The sequence below is a fragment of the Prosthecobacter sp. genome (assembly GCF_046154365.1).
Classification (GTDB): Bacteria; Verrucomicrobiota; Verrucomicrobiia; order Verrucomicrobiales; family Verrucomicrobiaceae; genus Prosthecobacter.
In genome coordinates this window covers 39,714-54,780 of the sequence record NZ_JBJXFV010000006.1, presented here as the reverse complement: position 1 = coordinate 54,780, position 15,067 = coordinate 39,714, and the positions used below count along the sequence as shown (strand labels likewise).

General features: G+C 61.1%; 12 protein-coding genes, 1 tRNA gene and 2 pseudogenes. 7 read left to right on the top strand and 8 right to left on the bottom strand.

The features are described 5' to 3' along the window. Positions 1-81: 81 nt before the first annotated feature. Complete coding sequence (locus tag ACKVY0_RS00505) at positions 82-1,599, top strand: sulfatase-like hydrolase/transferase (RefSeq protein ID WP_409212818.1); 1,518 nt, start codon at positions 82-84, stop codon at positions 1,597-1,599. 144 nt (positions 1,600-1,743) lie between these two features. On the opposite strand, the gene ACKVY0_RS00500 is transcribed toward ACKVY0_RS00505, so the two are convergent. The 3 genes from ACKVY0_RS00500 to ACKVY0_RS00490 all read right to left on the bottom strand — a co-directional run bounded on the left by ACKVY0_RS00500 (position 1,744) and on the right by ACKVY0_RS00490 (position 4,127). Beyond that, a complete protein-coding gene (locus ACKVY0_RS00500; RefSeq protein WP_409212817.1) occupies positions 1,744-1,968 on the bottom strand; it encodes a hypothetical protein in 225 nt (74 codons plus the stop codon). Positions 1,969-2,042: 74 nt separating this feature from the next. Then, on the bottom strand, positions 2,043-3,425 hold the full coding sequence (locus tag ACKVY0_RS00495) for an ATP-binding protein (RefSeq protein WP_409212816.1): 1,383 nt from the start codon (positions 3,423-3,425) through the stop codon (positions 2,043-2,045). A gap of 87 nt (positions 3,426-3,512) precedes the next feature. Further along, positions 3,513-4,127, bottom strand: a complete 615-nt coding sequence (locus tag ACKVY0_RS00490; protein ID WP_409212815.1) for a response regulator transcription factor — start codon at positions 4,125-4,127, stop codon at positions 3,513-3,515. Positions 4,128-4,291: 164 nt separating this feature from the next. Between ACKVY0_RS00490 and ACKVY0_RS00485 the strand changes: the two genes are divergently transcribed. From ACKVY0_RS00485 to ACKVY0_RS00465, 5 genes and pseudogenes are all read left to right on the top strand, one after another. Beyond that, complete coding sequence (locus tag ACKVY0_RS00485) at positions 4,292-5,305, top strand: c-type cytochrome domain-containing protein (RefSeq protein WP_409212814.1); 1,014 nt, start codon at positions 4,292-4,294, stop codon at positions 5,303-5,305. After that, on the top strand, positions 5,302-7,392 hold the full coding sequence (locus ACKVY0_RS00480; protein WP_409212813.1) for a DUF1549 and DUF1553 domain-containing protein: 2,091 nt from the start codon (positions 5,302-5,304) through the stop codon (positions 7,390-7,392). The genes ACKVY0_RS00485 and ACKVY0_RS00480 overlap by 4 nt, the downstream gene beginning before the upstream one ends. Before the next feature lie 19 nt (positions 7,393-7,411). Then, positions 7,412-8,829: pseudogene (locus ACKVY0_RS00475) on the top strand (DUF1501 domain-containing protein). Between the two features lie 198 nt (positions 8,830-9,027). Continuing rightward, positions 9,028-9,798, top strand: a pseudogene (locus tag ACKVY0_RS00470) (sulfatase-like hydrolase/transferase); the annotation flags it as partial. A gap of 119 nt (positions 9,799-9,917) precedes the next feature. Further along, a complete protein-coding gene (locus ACKVY0_RS00465; RefSeq protein ID WP_409212812.1) occupies positions 9,918-11,465 on the top strand; it encodes an L-serine ammonia-lyase, iron-sulfur-dependent, subunit alpha in 1,548 nt (515 codons plus the stop codon). Between the two features lie 46 nt (positions 11,466-11,511). On the opposite strand, the gene ACKVY0_RS00460 is transcribed toward ACKVY0_RS00465, so the two are convergent. Then, a complete protein-coding gene (locus tag ACKVY0_RS00460) occupies positions 11,512-11,739 on the bottom strand; it encodes a hypothetical protein (protein WP_409212811.1) in 228 nt (75 codons plus the stop codon). 3 nt (positions 11,740-11,742) lie between these two features. On the opposite strand from ACKVY0_RS00460, the gene ACKVY0_RS00455 reads away from it, so the two are divergent. After that, a complete protein-coding gene (locus ACKVY0_RS00455) occupies positions 11,743-11,868 on the top strand; it encodes a transposase (RefSeq protein ID WP_409212810.1) in 126 nt (41 codons plus the stop codon). An 82-nt stretch (positions 11,869-11,950) separates the two neighbouring features. On the opposite strand, the gene ACKVY0_RS00450 is transcribed toward ACKVY0_RS00455, so the two are convergent. The 4 genes from ACKVY0_RS00450 to ACKVY0_RS00435 form a co-directional block, all read right to left on the bottom strand. Continuing rightward, positions 11,951-12,036, bottom strand: a tRNA-Tyr gene (locus ACKVY0_RS00450). An 89-nt stretch (positions 12,037-12,125) separates the two neighbouring features. Next, complete coding sequence (locus ACKVY0_RS00445) at positions 12,126-13,190, bottom strand: class I SAM-dependent methyltransferase (protein WP_409212809.1); 1,065 nt, start codon at positions 13,188-13,190, stop codon at positions 12,126-12,128. 12 nt (positions 13,191-13,202) lie between these two features. Next, on the bottom strand, positions 13,203-14,369 hold the full coding sequence (locus ACKVY0_RS00440) for an FtsX-like permease family protein (protein WP_409212808.1): 1,167 nt from the start codon (positions 14,367-14,369) through the stop codon (positions 13,203-13,205). Further along, a complete protein-coding gene (locus tag ACKVY0_RS00435) occupies positions 14,366-15,034 on the bottom strand; it encodes an ATP-binding cassette domain-containing protein (protein ID WP_409212807.1) in 669 nt (222 codons plus the stop codon). Before ACKVY0_RS00435 ends, ACKVY0_RS00440 begins: the two co-directional genes overlap by 4 nt. Positions 15,035-15,067 lie beyond the last annotated feature (33 nt).

The window sequence follows — 15,067 nt, the reverse complement described above, 5'->3', positions numbered from 1 at the left end:
AACGAATATGGGTGGCAAAATATAAACACAAAAGCCTCCCCCATTTTTTGCCGCACTTATTTTTGCCATCCAATCCGACGCATGAAACCTACCCTCAGCGGCCTCCTTATCTTCGCGACCTGCTCAGGGCTGATGGCAGTGCCCCCCAACATCCTCCTCATCCTCGCGGATGATCTCGGCTACGGCGATGTGCGTTGCTACAATGCCGAGTCGAAAGTTCCGACGCCGAACATCGACCATCTCGCCAGCGAAGGCCTCCGTTTCACCGATGCGCACAGCCCGGCCACGGTTTGCACACCGTCGCGCTACAGCCTCATGACGGGACAGATGGCGTTTCGCGTGCCGAATGGAGGAACGGTGTTCCAGGGCGCTGGCGGACCATCGCTAATCGCACCGGGTCGCCTCACGCTTCCGGCGATGCTGAAGAAGCAAGGCTACACCACCGCGGCAGTCGGCAAATGGCATGTGGGCTTCACGTTTCGCGACAAGGCGGGTGCACCGATTCACAGTGGTAAATTCGAGGACGCTCAGCGCATTGATTTCTCACGCCGCATTGAAGGTGGCCCGTTGGATCATGGCTTCGATCGCTTCTTCGGCACCGCCTGTTGTCCCACGACGGATTGGCTTTATGCCTTCATTGATGGTGACCGCATTCCCGTGCCGCCGACGGGTCGTCTCGACAAATCGACGCTGCCCAAGCACCCTTACGCGAACGATTGTCGCGCAGGCATGCTCGCGCCGGATTTCCCGATGGAGGAGGTGGACATGATCTTCCTGAACAAGAGTCGCGAGTTCATCGCCGAACACCATCGCACCTCACCAGAGAAGCCCTTCTTCCTCTACCACGCCACGCAGGCCGTGCATCTGCCGTCCTTTCCAGGCAAGGCATTCCAAGGCAAAACCAGCGCCGGGCCGCATGGCGATTTCATTCACGAACTCGATCACATCGTCGGCGAGTTAACAAAACACCTCGAAAAGCTCGGCATCGCCGACAACACGCTCGTCCTTCTCTCCAGCGACAACGGACCTGAAACCACCAGCGTCCTCCACATGCGCTCCGACCACGGTCACGATGCCGCCAAACCCTGGCGCGGCATGAAGCGCGACGCCTGGGAAGGAGGCCATCGCGTGCCCTTCATTGTGCGCTGGCCTGGAAAGGTCAAAGCGGGCACCACCAGCGATCAAACCCTCTGCCTCACGGACATCCTGGCCACCGTGGCGGCGATCACCGGCGCCGAATTGCCGCGCGATGTTGCGGAAGACAGTTTCAACATGCTCCCTGCTCTCGAAGGCACCGCCACCGCTCCGATCCGGCCTTATCTGCTCACCCAGGCCTTTGGCGGACAGCGCACGCTTTCGATTCGTCGCGGTCAGTGGAAATACATCGCCCACCGCGGCTCCGGCGGAAACAACTACGACAAAGGCGATCTGAAGCCCTTTGCCCTGCCCGAGGCCGATCCAGAAGCTCCCGCCCAACTCTACGATCTCGCCACCGATCCCGGCGAGACGACGAATCTTTACTCCAAGAAGCCGGAGATCGTGAAGGAGCTTCAGGCGTTGCTCGAACAATCGAAAACCACCGGTCGCAGTCGTCCATGAGACGCGCGTGAGCGCGCGGCAGCTCAATAGCGAAACTTTCCTCGGCAAAAATGTGGCGGTGGCTGACCAGCGAATAGGTAGGTAAGCCGCGTCAGGTCTGACGCGGCTTGCCATGGGTCTTTGTGGGCGAAGATGCAGCGAGCATCAATCCTGCTCCGGCATGCCGCCCTTGATGCCTTTGCCGCCGCGACCGGGGCCGCCTTTTCCCTTCCCCTTACCTTTTCCTTTGCCGTGCATGGCTCCGGGACCGGCTTCTGGAGGGTTGTCCTGACCGGCTGCGGCATTCATGCGGGCTCCACCGTGGGCGAAGGCGGCGGGGATGGAAACTGCGAGCGCGGCGGCGATGAGTGTGATGAGTGTTTTCTTCATGGTGCGTTGGTGTGACCGGGTTGTTTCAGTCACAGGCCCATGATGACTCGCGAAAATGACGCGAAGGTGATGTCTCAGCATTTTTTCAGCGTGAAACTCAACACGCCGCCAGACAGCGATGCGTCGAGCCGAAAACCGATGGCGCTGGCTGACTGCCGTGCGAGCGAGAGGCCGAGGCCGCTATGGGCGCTGTTGCTGCGTGACTTCTCAGCACGCCAAAAGCGGTCGAACAAATGCGGCAGGTCTTCTTGAGTCAGCTCGGGCGCGGCATTGGCGATGGTGATGCTGCCGGGATCGAGTTGGATCTCGATGCGGGTGGATGCGGGTGCGTATTCCACGGCGTTGGTGAGCAAATTGGAAAGGATGATGCGTAGCAGCCGCGCATCGGTTTCCATCGTGAGTCCGGGCTCCGAGCGAAGGTGAAGTTCGAGCTGCTTTGCTTCCACCTTTTCAGCGCAGGGTTGCAGGCATTCGTGACACAGGGCGCTAAGATCGACAGTGGAGAGTTGGAGGGCCGTCTCACCGGATTCGAGCCGGGCGAGCGTGAGCAGGGCTTCGATCAGGTTTTCGAGTTGCGAGGCAATGGCGAGCGTGTGAGCCGGAAGCTCGGGATCAGTCTGATCAGGCCATTTCAATGCGACCTCACCGAGCATCTTGAGTTCCGCCACGGGCGTGCGCATTTCGTGGGCGAGATCGGCGCTGAAGCGTCTCTCACGCTCAAATCCCTGCTCAAGACGGTGCAGCAGCTCATTGAGGGCCGCATAAATCGGCTGCAATTCGGCGGGAGCAGGCGCGGCATCGAAGCGTGCGTTCAGCGATGGCGCGTCGATGTTTCGTGTCTGCTCGCTTAGGGTCTTCAAGGGGCGCAGACTATGACGCAGAGCCATGGTGACGAGGAAGAACGTGCCCGCTGCCGCGAGCAGGCCCGCGATGCCGATGCCACCGAGCAATGAAGCAAGCGTTCCCTCCATCTCCGAGGTTTCCTTGGCTAAAGCGATGAGGCTGGAGCCTGCACCGTGACGCCCCTTGCCCTTGCCTTTCGGTCCACCGCCGCCTGCTGCCGCCGTGCGAAAGCTCATGAGTCGAACCGCGCGGCCATCGGCGAGCACTGTGGATGAAAACACAGGATCATTGCCGGAGATGTCCAGTTTGGGCAGCGTGACATCACCGAGGCTCTCGGAGCGCTCGCTGACCTCGCCTTGACTGTTCCAGACCTGGTAGAATGAGCGGCCTTGAGGGTCGTGGTAGTCCGCCAGACGATCTTGCAATCGCTGACCTCGACCTCGCGCCGTGCCATCCTCGGAGTCGGAATCGCCGAGCGTGGTGAAGCGGGCAAGTCGTGCATCCAAGGCAAGTGCGGTGTCGATGGATTGATACAAACTGTGCCTGACACTGAAATAGATGCCCGCGCCGGTAGCGCACCACAGCACGGCCAATCCGGCGAGCAGCCAGAGCATGAGGCGTTGTTTAATGGACCTCATGCGGGACGCGCCTCCATCACATAGCCCTGTCCGCGCCGGGTATGAATCAGCGGCAGCGAATCTTCACTCACGGCGATTTTTTTTGCGCAGCGCACACACAGCAGAGTCCACGACGTTGCTCATGGGCGAAACGAGATCGTCATAGATGTGCTCCTCGATTTGAGTGCGCGTGACGATCTGGCCGGCACGCAGCATGAGATACTCCAGCAGCGCAAACTCACGAGCGGTGAGGTCGAGCGCCACACCTGCTCGTGTGGCCGTTTTCGCCGTCGAATCGAGGGTAAGATCGGCCAGAGTGGTCTCGCTGGCGGCTTTTTGATAACCACGGCGGCACAGCGCCTCCACCCGGGCCAGCAGTTCCTCCAGGGCGAAGGGTTTGACGAGGTAGTCATCGGCTCCACTGCGCAAACCGGTCACACGATCGGAAACAGCATCCTTCGCAGTGAGGAACATGACGGGCGTGCGATTGCCCGCTCCACGCAGCGTCTTGAGGATGCTGACGCCATCCAGCGAAGGCAGCATGATGTCCAGAATGGCGGCATCGTAAGGGTGATCCTCCGCCATCTCCAGGCCCTCGCGTCCATCGCCCGTGGTATCCACGGCGTAACCACTGCGCCGCAGCGCGAGCACGATGGACTCGCGGAGGCGGTTGGAATCTTCGACGACAAGGATGCGCATGGGGAAGCCTAGCCCGCTCGCCGCCGCTGCAAAAGCGGGAATCAGGCACTGTGCATCATGGCGAAGAAAGATGACGCGAACATGATGGCGGGGGCGGAGGTGTGATCGTTTGTTTTCTCCCGGCGCATCATGTTCACGTCATTTTCCGTCTGCAAGATGGCTTCATGACGCAAACGACGACCACCATTCTGCTTCTGACCTTCACCACTATGCAGGTGCTTGGTCAGGAGCCGACTCCAGAAAAGCCGGGTGAAACTCCCCCACCGGTCATGCGAGGAGGTTTTGGCAAAGGAAAGGGAAAGGGCAAGGGCAAAGGCCGCTTCATGCCTCCCGGGCCTCCGACGCCTGCACCGGCTCCAGCAGTGCCTCCGAACACGCCGACGGGTCAGACGCCAACTGGTGCCAAGGGAGGCCAGGCTGCCAGCGCGGACTTCTTCAATCAGAAAATCCTGCCTGTGCTTCAGCAGAAGTGCTTCAACTGCCATCAGACCGGGCGCAAAATGAAGGGCGGGCTCGCGGTGGACTCCCACGCGGCACTGATTGCGGGTGGTGACAGCGGCCCCTCGCTCGTGCCCGGTGATGCCTCGAAGAGCCTGCTCTATCTCTCGATGACCTATGCGGATGACGACTTGCAAATGCCGCCGCGTGAACGGCTCTCCGCGTCGGTGCTGGCGGATTTCAAAAAGTGGATCGAAATGGGTGCGCCCTTCGGCACGAACGCCACTCCGGTAGCGAGCAATACCGCGCCAGTGGCTGCCACGGAGGGCGGCGGCTTCTTCGCCACCCTCACGGCGGTGCGCGGCAACTCAGTCACTTACACCCGTGATGATGCTGGCGGGGGCATGATGCGTGGCGGCATGGGCAAAGGAAAGGGCAAGGGCGGCGCGATGCGCGACGGAGGCAGTGAAACGACGCAAAAACTCGCAGACAAGGCGCTCATCACCTCCGCCACACTGGCACGGCGCACGCAGGATTTGCTGGTGGGCATCGAGTTGAGCGGCGGGTTGTCGAATCCGGCTTTTGATGCGGTGCGGCAGGGTGGTGCGAGGGCGCATCTCGTCGTGAAGGAAGGGCAGATCACGGAGCTGAATCTCATCACGGCCCAGGAGGAAAGCGATGCGCCCATTGCCGTGAAACCCAAGCGTCCGCCCTCGAAATCTACCACGCTCACACCATGAAACGATTGCTTCTGCTGACCCTGCTCGCCGCACCGACCTGTCTCGCCCAGCAGAGTGCGAAAAAGGAGGTGTTTTGGTCTTTTCGTCCGCCAGCGACGGTTTCGTCGCCGGTGGTGAAAAACACCGAATGGCCACTCGGCACGGTGGATCGCTTCATTTTGGCAGCGCAGGAGAAAAAAGGCCTGTCACAGTCGAAAGCAGCGGAACCACGCGTACTCGTGCGCCGCTTGTTCTTCGCGCTCTGCGGGCTGCCGCCTGCTGCGGACGTAATGGAGCACTGGAATCGCGAAATCGGACCTGAGCTGAATCAAACCGCCATCGCAGCGCTCGTGGACTCGCTGCTCAAGTCACCACGCTTCGGCGAGCATTGGGGCCAGCACTGGCTCGATGTCGCCCGTTTTGCCGAATCCACCGGCGGTGACGCCAATGGCATCCATCTCCATGCCTGGCGCTATCGAGACTATGTCATTGATAACCTGAATGCGGACAAGCCTTTCGACCGCTTCATCCGAGAGCAGATCGCGGGTGATTTGTTGCCGATCTCGTCGGACAAGGAGTGGGCGCAAAACCTCGTCGCCACGGGTTTCCTCGCCGTGGGTCAAAAACTCGTCGGCGAGGTCGAAGACCGGAAGTTTTTTGCCGATCTGGTGGATGAGCAGATTGATGCGACCACTCGCGCTTTCCTCGGCCTCACCGTTTCATGTGCGCGGTGCCATGATCATAAGACCGATCCCATCCCGCAGGCGGACTACTATGCGCTCGCTGCCATTTTTCGGAACACGGAGACGCACTACGGCCTCATCAAGGCGCAGTCGCGGCAGTATTCCACGCTGCTCGATGTCACCGGCATGGGTTTGCCTGTGGGACGCGATGCTCTGACCGCGCAGCAGCTCGCGGACATGAAAGCCGAGCGCGAGGCCGCCGCGCAGAAGATGGATGACATCATGCGCACGATTCGCGGTGGCGATGGTGTCACGCGTGCGATGCTGCGGCGTTCACGCACACAGCGGGATGAAAGCGAGGCTCTGATGCAATCCTACGATGCCCAGGGCAACCCGCTCACTTTTGTCATGGGCGTGCAGGACCGCGATGCACCGCTGGAGACACGCATCCTCGAACGTGGCGAGCTGGACAAGCCCGGCGCTCCCGTCACGCCCGGCTTTCTGCATGCGCTGCATCCGCAATCCTCACCTCCCGTGCTGCGTCTGCGTGAAGGCAGCGGACGCCTGCAACTCGCCGACTGGCTCGCCAGCCCACGCAATCCACTGACAGCCCGCGTCATCGCCAACCGCGCATGGCACTGGCTTTTTGGACAAGGCTTGGTCCGCACCGTGGACGACTTTGGATTCACGGGTGACAAGCCCACGCATCCCGAGTTGCTCGATTTTCTCGCCCTGCGCCTCATTGAGCACAAAGGGTCGCTGAAATCGCTCATCCGCGAACTCGTGCTCACGCGCACTTGGCAGCAGGCATCCTCCTTTGATGCAGACAAATTCGACCACGACCCCGACAACCTGCTTCTCTGGCGCATGAGTCCGCGCCGTCTCGAAGCCGAGGCGGTGCGCGATGCCATGCTCGCCGTGAGCGGCAAGCTCGACCTCGCCCGGCCCGCAAAGCCGCTCATCGCCGCCGCAGGCGAAGGAACGGTGGGCCAGGCTGTGTTCGAGCCGGAGATTCGCAAGATCGAAGCGCCCGTGCGCAGTGTGTATCTGCCGCGTGTGCGCAGCGTGCTGCCCGAGATGATGGAACTCTATGACGCACCGGACGCCAGCAACGTCATGGGCGCACGCGAAACGACCACCGTGCCGCTCCAGGCACTGCACGCGCTGAACTCCGCCTTCGTCCGGCAGCAGGCGGAAGCCTTTGCCGACCGCCTCGGCAAACTCACCGTGTTTGAGCAGCTCGATCACGCCTGGCTCTCTACCTTCGGTCGTCCACCGATCGCCAAGGAGCGTGAACTCGCCAACGCGTTCTCATTCGAGATCGAAGCGAGCCTCGAAGGCCCCAGAACGCAATCCCAGCGCGAGGCACTCATCACACTCGCCCAATCCCTTCTCTGCGCGGCGGAGTTTGTCGTCGTGGATTGATTCCAGCACCCTTCTTCTCATGAAACCCAACTCATTCTGCCTCAATCGCTCCGCTGCCGTCACTCGCCGGGAGGCGCTGCGTTCGCTTTCGGCGGGTTTTGGCTATCTCGCGTTCCAAAGCCTCGCTGCGGCGGCTACATCGCCCCTCGCCAGCAAGCAGCCGCATTTCGCCCCGAAGGCCAAGCGGGTCATTTTTCTCTGCATGAGAGGCGGGCCATCGCATCTCGACACCTTCGACTACAAACCGCGACTTATCGCCGATGCGGGCAAACCCTCACGCTATGCTGGATCGCAGCTCATGCCGTCACTTTGGGAGTTCAAGCAGCGCGGACAGAGCGGGCTGTGGATTTCCGAGGCGTTTCCAAATGTGGCGCAGCACGCGGACGACCTCTGCCTGTTGCGCGGCATGACCTGCGACCAGCCCAGCCACGCCCAGGCCTTCGTGCAGATGCACACGGGCGAGTCGCAGTTTGTGCGGCCATCCCTCGGTGCCTGGACGCTTTATGGTCTTGGCACGGAAAATATGAACCTGCCCGGTTACATCACGATCAATCCGCCAAGCGCGAATGGCGGCTCGCAAAACTACGGCAGCGCCTTTTTGCCCGCCGCCTATCAGGGCACGAAGTTTCAAATCAGCGACAGCAGCCAGCGCAACCGCATGATCGACATCAAACGCCGTGGCGAGGTGAACACCGACGGCCTTGCCCACCTCCGCAATGAACACCTCACCGACGCGCAGCAGCGTCGCCAGATTGACTTCATCAATGCACTGAACCGCGAAAAGCTCGCGCAAGACACGCATGCGCCGCTCATCGAAGGAGCCATCGAGAGCTACGAGCTCGCCTTTCGCATGCAGGATGCGGTGCCCGGCGTGATGGACCTCAGCAAGGAGTCTCCGCAGACACTCGCGCTCTACGGCATCAATGAAGACCCCACCGATGGATTTGGCCGCCAGTGCCTGCTCGCACGGCGCTTTGCCGAGGCAGGCGTGCGCTTCATCGAGCTCGGTCACGGTTCCTGGGATCAGCACGCCAACATCCAGACCGCGCTCGGCCAAAACTGCTCCCAAACCGACAAACCCATCGCGGGCCTGCTGGCCGATCTCAAACAACGCGACATGCTCAAAGACACGCTCGTCATCTGGGGCGGTGAGTTCGGCCGAACTTCGTATTCACCCGATGGCAATGGCCGCGACCACAACCACAAAGGCTACACGCTCTGGATGGCCGGAGGCGGGGTGAAGGCCGGCCACTCCCACGGTGAGACCGACGAGCACGGCTACGAAGCCGTCACCGGCAAAGTCCACATCCACGACTGGCACGCCACCGTGCTGCACCTCCTCGGCTTCGATCACGAAAGCTCACCTACCGCTTCGGGGGCCGGAACATGCGGCTGACTGACCTCTACGGAAATGTTGTGCGAGAGATACTGGGATAATCTGAATGCCTGCCATTGCTGCTCATCGGCAGATGCAGGACCTCATCAACAAGGTGGGTGAGCTGATCCATGCGCTGCGCTGTGCCTGATTCACCGCTCTGCGCCGACAATCTTGTCAAGACGCGGCGTGCTGTTTGCGGCAGAATCAGGTTTGTGAAACTCGTCATCGCCCTTTTCTGGCTCCTTGCGCCGTGCTCCCTGCTCCATGCGTCGAAGCCCAACGTGCTTTTCATCGCGCTGGATGATCTCAATGACTGGATCGGCTGCCTTGGCGGGCATCCGCAGACGAAGACGCCGAATCTCGACCGGTTGGCGGCGAGTGGCGTGTTGTTTCGGAATGCCTACACGGCGGCGGCTTCGTGCAATCCTTCGCGGACGGCGATCTTCAGCGGTCAGCCGCCGCATCGCTCCGGGCTTTATCATAACCTGCAAAAGATGCGCGAGGTGATGCCGGAGGCGGAGCTGCTGCCGCGCTACTTTTCCAATCATGGCTACTGGAGCGCGGGCTCGGGCAAGATGCTGCACTACATCATCGATCCGCCGTCGTGGGATGATTACTTCCCGGCCAAAGCGAAGGACAATCCCTTCCCGCACACGTTTTATCCCGCGAAAAGGCCCGTGAACCTGCCGCGTGCCGGTGACTGGCAATACGTCGAGGCCGACTGGGCCGCGCTGGATGTCACCGATGAACAGTTTGGCGGCGATTGGGCGGTGACGAAGTGGATTGGCGAGCAACTCCAGCGCCAGCACGACAAGCCCTTCTTCCTCGCCTGCGGCATTTACCGGCCGCATGAGCCGTGGTTTGTGCCGAAGCAGTATTTCGAGCCGTTTCCGCTCGAAAGCATCCAGCTTCCTCCCGGCTACAAGTCGGATGATGTCGATGATTTGCCACCCGCAGGCCAGCGACTCGCGGGGAATCGCTACTTCGCGCACATTCAGAAGCACGAGCAGTGGAGGAAGGGCATCCAGGCCTAAACCGATCCGCACGAATGGACCAACCTCGCCACGAAGCCCGAGCATGCCGCCAAACTCGCTGAAATGCGTTTGCTTAAGCCCACGAACATCGCCCCTATCCACCAAACGAAACCATGAACACCGTCTCCATTTTCAACGACGTCATCGGCCCCGTGATGCGCGGGCCATCGAGTTCGCACTGCGCGGCGGCATTACGCATCGGCAGGCTGGCACGTGACTTGATGGACGGCGAGATCACGGATGTGCTCGTCGAGTTTGATCGCGCAGGCTCGCTACCGACCACGCATGAGAGCCAGGGCAGTGATATGGGCCTGTTTGGCGGCTTGCTGGGCTGGGAAGCGGATGATGAACGGCTGCCGGACTCGGCGAAGGCGCTGGCAGATGCGGGTGTGCGCCTGCGGATTGAAACTGTGGATGTGGGAGACCCGCATCCGAACACGTATCGGCTGAAATTGAAGAATAACCGGGAGGAACACTCGCTCATCGCCATCTCCACCGGTGGCGGCATGATGGAGGTGCTCAGTATCGACGGCGTGGCGCTGCACATGGACGGCGGTTATCACGAGACGCTGATTTGGCTCCCCAAAGGCACCGCAGCGGCCTTTGCGGCCGATGAAGTCATCCAACACGATTTGGGCGACACCGTGCTCTGGCAGATCAAAGCCAACACATTCGTCCCATCCGACCTATCCAGCCCTATTTCAGTCAAACGGCTCTCTCCGGTGCTTCCGGTGCCATCACGCAAAGACATGCGTGTGCCCTTCACGAGCTGCACGGAGATGCTGAAACACGACGGCAGCCAAAACACCCCGCTCTGGCAGCTCGCCATCGAGTATGAGCGTGCTCGCGGCAATTTCACCGAGCTCGAAGTCATCGACAAGATGATCGCCATCATCCGCATCCTGCGCAAATCCATCGCCAGTGGCATCGCAGGCACGAGTTACGAAGACCGCGTGCTACATCATCAAAGCGGACGTTTTGCCGAACTCATGAACGCAGGTCGTCTCCTCGATGGCGGTGCCTTGAACCGCATCGTGCTTTACGTCACCGCGCTGATGGAAGTGAAGAGCAGCATGGGCGTCATCGTCGCCGCACCGACGGCTGGAGCCTGTGCGGCGCTGCCCGGTGCGGTGATCGGCATGGCGGAGGCGATGAATCAAAACGAAGACGAAATGGCCAAGGCGATGCTCGCTGCCGGATTGATCGGTGTCTTCATCGCCACGCGCTGGACGTTTGCGGCAGAAGTTGGCGGTTGTCAGGCCGAGGGCGGTTCTGCGGCCAGCATGGCGGCGGCGGCACTCATCACACTTGCTGGCGGAACGCGAGATCAGGCCATCGCCGCCGCCTCCATGGCCTTTCAGAGCATGCTCGGCCTCATTTGCGATCCCATCGCCAATCGTGTCGAAGCACCTTGCCTCGGCAAGAACGTCATGGCCGCCAGCAACGCACTTTCTTGTGCCAACATGGCCTTAGCAAACTTCGATCCGCTCATCCCGCTCGATGAAGTCATCGACGCCGCGAAGCACGTCTCTGCATCCATGCCGCGCGAGCACCGCTGCACCTCCCTCGGCGGTTTGGCGATCACTCCGACCTCACTGGAGATCGAGCGGAAACTCGCAGGTCTGAAAAGCAAAGGCTGCGGCACCTGTGCGTGTCATTGATGGATGAAAGCCATTGTCGTGTAGCACTCAAAGCGGGACGTTTTTTTCAGACGAGCTTCGGACCGAGGTGAAACAACAGTTGTGGACGCTGCTTTTTGTCGGGCTTGTTTGCCAGGATGCTGGTCGAGCCGTTGGTGTGCAGGCAATGCACGAGCCGTGTCCGAGAAGCTGCGCTGACTTTGTAACGCTGCCCGGCGATGGGCACGCGACCGTCATCGCCCATGCGGATACTCGTGCGCTCCTGCTCAACTATTTCATCCACCGCATCACCCATGCCTTGAGTGAAGGCTTCAACAGCCACATCCAGCAACTCAAAGCCGCCGCACGCGGGTTCGGCAACTTCGCCGACTACCGCTCACGCATCCTCTTCTTCCTCGGCTTCCTCAACCTCACCCCGCTCTGAGCCACTAACTTCGGCCATGAGCGAAAAAAGAAGCCCCGCTTGTTCAGCGAGGCTTTTCTTCGTAACTCACTCAGAGTGAGAATGGTGGGTAGGGCTGGGTTCGAACCAGCGTAGGCGTAAGCCAGCAGATTTACAGTCTGCCCCCTTTAACCGCTCGGGCACCTACCCATTCCTTCCTTGCGGAAGGGCCGCGATTATGGTGTTGGGCGATGCGTTTGCAAACGCTTTGTTCCGGCGTTTCGCATTCTCTTTTGGATTCACCGGCGGCGCTTGCCGCGACGCTGAAACACGGGCTTCACCTTGGGCTGGGTTGCCTGCAAAACCTTGTAGCCGCCGGTCTCGACGATTTTCTCCACGTTCGCAAAAGTTTCGGTCAGCAGGTTCTCGTACGGCAGTTGCCGGTTGGCAACGAGCCAGAGCTGGCCGTCGGGGCGCAGGGCTTGGGCGGCGGCGGCGATGAACTTCATGCCGATGAGCGGATCAGCATCCTTGCCTTCGTGAAAGGGCGGGTTCATCACGATGGCGTCGTATTGCACCCGCTCCAGGCCGGTGGTGACATCATGCCAGCGTGGTTTCGCCTTCACCCGAGTGGGAATGAGGCCAAGATTGCGCCGTGCGCACTCGAAGCAGTCGCCGTCGGCGTCGTAGATGTCGAGCGAGTCGATGTCATGGCAGTTGCGCAGCAGGTGATCGCTCAAAAAGCCCCAGCCGCAGCCGAGATCGGCCACGTCGCCGGCCAAAGTCAGCGGCAGATGCTGCACCAGCAACGCGGAGCCGCCGTCGATGCGATCCCAACTGAACAAGCCGGGCCGTGACCAGAAACGACCGTCGAGAATGCGGCGCATGGCGGCACCCTGACGCCAGCGTTCGAGCAAATCGGCCTTCCAGGGCTTGGTTTCGTCTTTGGTGGCCCAGAACACGCGGCTGTGATGTTTGGAGAGCGATTCCGCGCCGCCAGCCACTTCGCGCAGGTGCTGCTCGCAGCGCTTGCTGCCAGCATCGTTGTGCTGTGCGGCCATCAGGAGACCGCCGGGTGCCAGATGATCGTGCGCACGGGCGAGATCGCCCACCATGAGATCGCGCTGCGGATCGGGCAGCACGAGCACGAGATCAAACAATCCATGGGCTTCGCGTTCGACACGATGACCGGCGGCTTCGAGTTCCTTGGCGCGTGGTTTCCATGTCTGCTGACACACGAGGCGTCCGGCGAAGTGTTCGAGGGCGGGATGCTCCTGCGCGCGCAGGAAGAGCACACGACCTTCGGTGCTGATGTCGGGGTTAACATCAAGGGCGTAAATGAGGGCGTCGAGAGTGTCGGACATGAAAAAATGGAGTTAGAGCGCCCAGCGCAGGAGATGCGGAGCCACTTCAGAGGCGAGCAGCAGCAGCAGCAGCCCGATCACGCTCGCGGCGACGCCGACGAAGGCGATTTCGAGCACTTTGACCGTGATGAGCGAGAGACGCGAGACGCCCACGTCTTCGAGCGTGGCGAATTCGCGCTGGCGCAAGCGGAAGGAGAGCGCAAAGACGAGCGCGGTGACGAACAAGGCCGCCGTGGCGGTGAGGAGCAGCGCACTGGCGGCGAAGCCTTCGAGCCGCACGAGCTGGGCGAGCAGCGACTCCATTTCATCGCGTGGCCGGATGAGCTGTTTGTCTTTGGAGCGGGCAAACTGTCCAGCGAGCAGCGCCTCTGCTTTGGCATCGTTGGGCAGCACGATCATGGCGCTGATGGGATAGGTGGCGATGTCGCCGTGGAAGTGGAACGAAGCGAGGTTGGCATCGGTGACCTCGTTGAACATGCGCACGGCGGCGTTGCCGACGATGTTGCCCTCCTCCTGCTGCAACACGACGGCCGCATCCTGCTTCAGGTCGTCATGGCCATGCGAACGTCCTTCGATGAGCCAGGTGGTCTTTAAATCAACAAAGATGGCCTCGTCATCCGGCGTGCCATTCGGGGCGAGAACGCCTGCGATGCGCATCTTCAAAGGATAGACGCCCGCCATGTCGAAGGCTTGCTCGGGTGAGGAGAACACATGGCCACCGGGATGCAGTCCACGCTGCTTGGCGAAGTTGGCACCGACGATGCAATCGCCCAAGCGGCTGAGTTGTTTGCCGGCTGCGAGTTTGAGGCCGCGAAACGTGAAGTATTCGAGCTCGGTGCCGACGATGGGTGCTCCCTGCGCTTGATAGCGGAGGTGCAGCGGGATGGCGGGGGCTGATTTTGTGCGCCGGAGTTCCGCCAAGGCATCGAATGGCAGCGGCGTGAGGTTTTCGCGTTTGAAATAGAGCGCGGTCATCATCAGATCCAGCGCGCTGCCGCGCGTGCCGACGATCTGCGGCGTGGCGGCGGCACGCGCACGGAGTTCCTGCTGCGCATGCTCGATCAAGACGCGCAAACACAGCGGCAGTGCAAAGACGAGACCGAGCGCTCCGGCGAGCAGGGCACTTTGAATGCGATGCCGCAGCACATAACGCGCCGCGAGATGGAAAGCGGCGCTCATGCGGTGGCGAAGTCCTCCATGCGCACGGTTTGATCAAACATCGGCAGCAGATTCGGATCGTGCGTGACCATCACCAGGCACGTGCCGCGTTTGCGCGCATCTTCGAGCAGCATATCAACCACGATGCGTCCGCGTGCCGGATCGAGCGAAGCGGTGGGTTCATCGGCGAAGACAAACTTCGGCTCATGCACCAGCGCACGGGCGACGGCGACACGTTGGCGCTCGCCTTGGGAGAGCTGGGAGACACGTTTGTTGAGGTATTGGCCGATGTGCAGACGCTCGGTGAGGTCGTGCATCTTCGCTCGGGCAGGAGTGCCCACATCACCGCGAAACTGATGCGGCAGAAGAATGTTTTCGGTGACGGTGAGGTAATCGAGCAACGCGAAGTCCTGAAACACGAGGCCGATATGCTGAAGGCGGAAGGCACGGCGTTGTTCGTGGCTGAGCGAATCCATCTGCGTCGCACCCAAGCGGACTTGTCCTGCCGTCGGCGTCAGCAGGCCGGTGAGCAGACGCAGCAGGGTGGACTTCCCTGCCCCGCTCGGCCCAGCCAGTGCCAATGCCTTGCCAGCGGCGAGTTCGAGCCGCGGCACCTGCACACGAAACCCGTCGCCTGAATAGGCGAAGTGCAGATCGGTGACGTTGAGGCCGCTGGGGTCGGGCACGATGAGTTGATGGTGAATAGTTGATGGTTGATG

What these genes read in the sequence shown, in the direction of transcription:
- ACKVY0_RS00505 (WP_409212818.1), top strand. Translation starts at nt 82, where the DNA reads ATGAAACCTACCCTCAGCGGCCTCCTTATCTTCGCGACCTGCTCAGGG.
- ACKVY0_RS00500 (WP_409212817.1), bottom strand. Translation starts at nt 1,968, where the DNA reads ATGAAGAAAACACTCATCACACTCATCGCCGCCGCGCTCGCAGTTTCC.
- ACKVY0_RS00495 (WP_409212816.1), bottom strand. Translation starts at nt 3,425, where the DNA reads ATGCTCTGGCTGCTCGCCGGATTGGCCGTGCTGTGGTGCGCTACCGGC.
- ACKVY0_RS00490 (WP_409212815.1), bottom strand. Translation starts at nt 4,127, where the DNA reads ATGCGCATCCTTGTCGTCGAAGATTCCAACCGCCTCCGCGAGTCCATC.
- ACKVY0_RS00485 (WP_409212814.1), top strand. Translation starts at nt 4,292, where the DNA reads ATGACGCAAACGACGACCACCATTCTGCTTCTGACCTTCACCACTATG.
- ACKVY0_RS00480 (WP_409212813.1), top strand. Translation starts at nt 5,302, where the DNA reads ATGAAACGATTGCTTCTGCTGACCCTGCTCGCCGCACCGACCTGTCTC.
- ACKVY0_RS00465 (WP_409212812.1), top strand. Translation starts at nt 9,918, where the DNA reads ATGAACACCGTCTCCATTTTCAACGACGTCATCGGCCCCGTGATGCGC.
- ACKVY0_RS00460 (WP_409212811.1), bottom strand. Translation starts at nt 11,739, where the DNA reads ATGGGTGATGCGGTGGATGAAATAGTTGAGCAGGAGCGCACGAGTATC.
- ACKVY0_RS00445 (WP_409212809.1), bottom strand. Translation starts at nt 13,190, where the DNA reads ATGTCCGACACTCTCGACGCCCTCATTTACGCCCTTGATGTTAACCCC.
- ACKVY0_RS00440 (WP_409212808.1), bottom strand. Translation starts at nt 14,369, where the DNA reads ATGAGCGCCGCTTTCCATCTCGCGGCGCGTTATGTGCTGCGGCATCGC.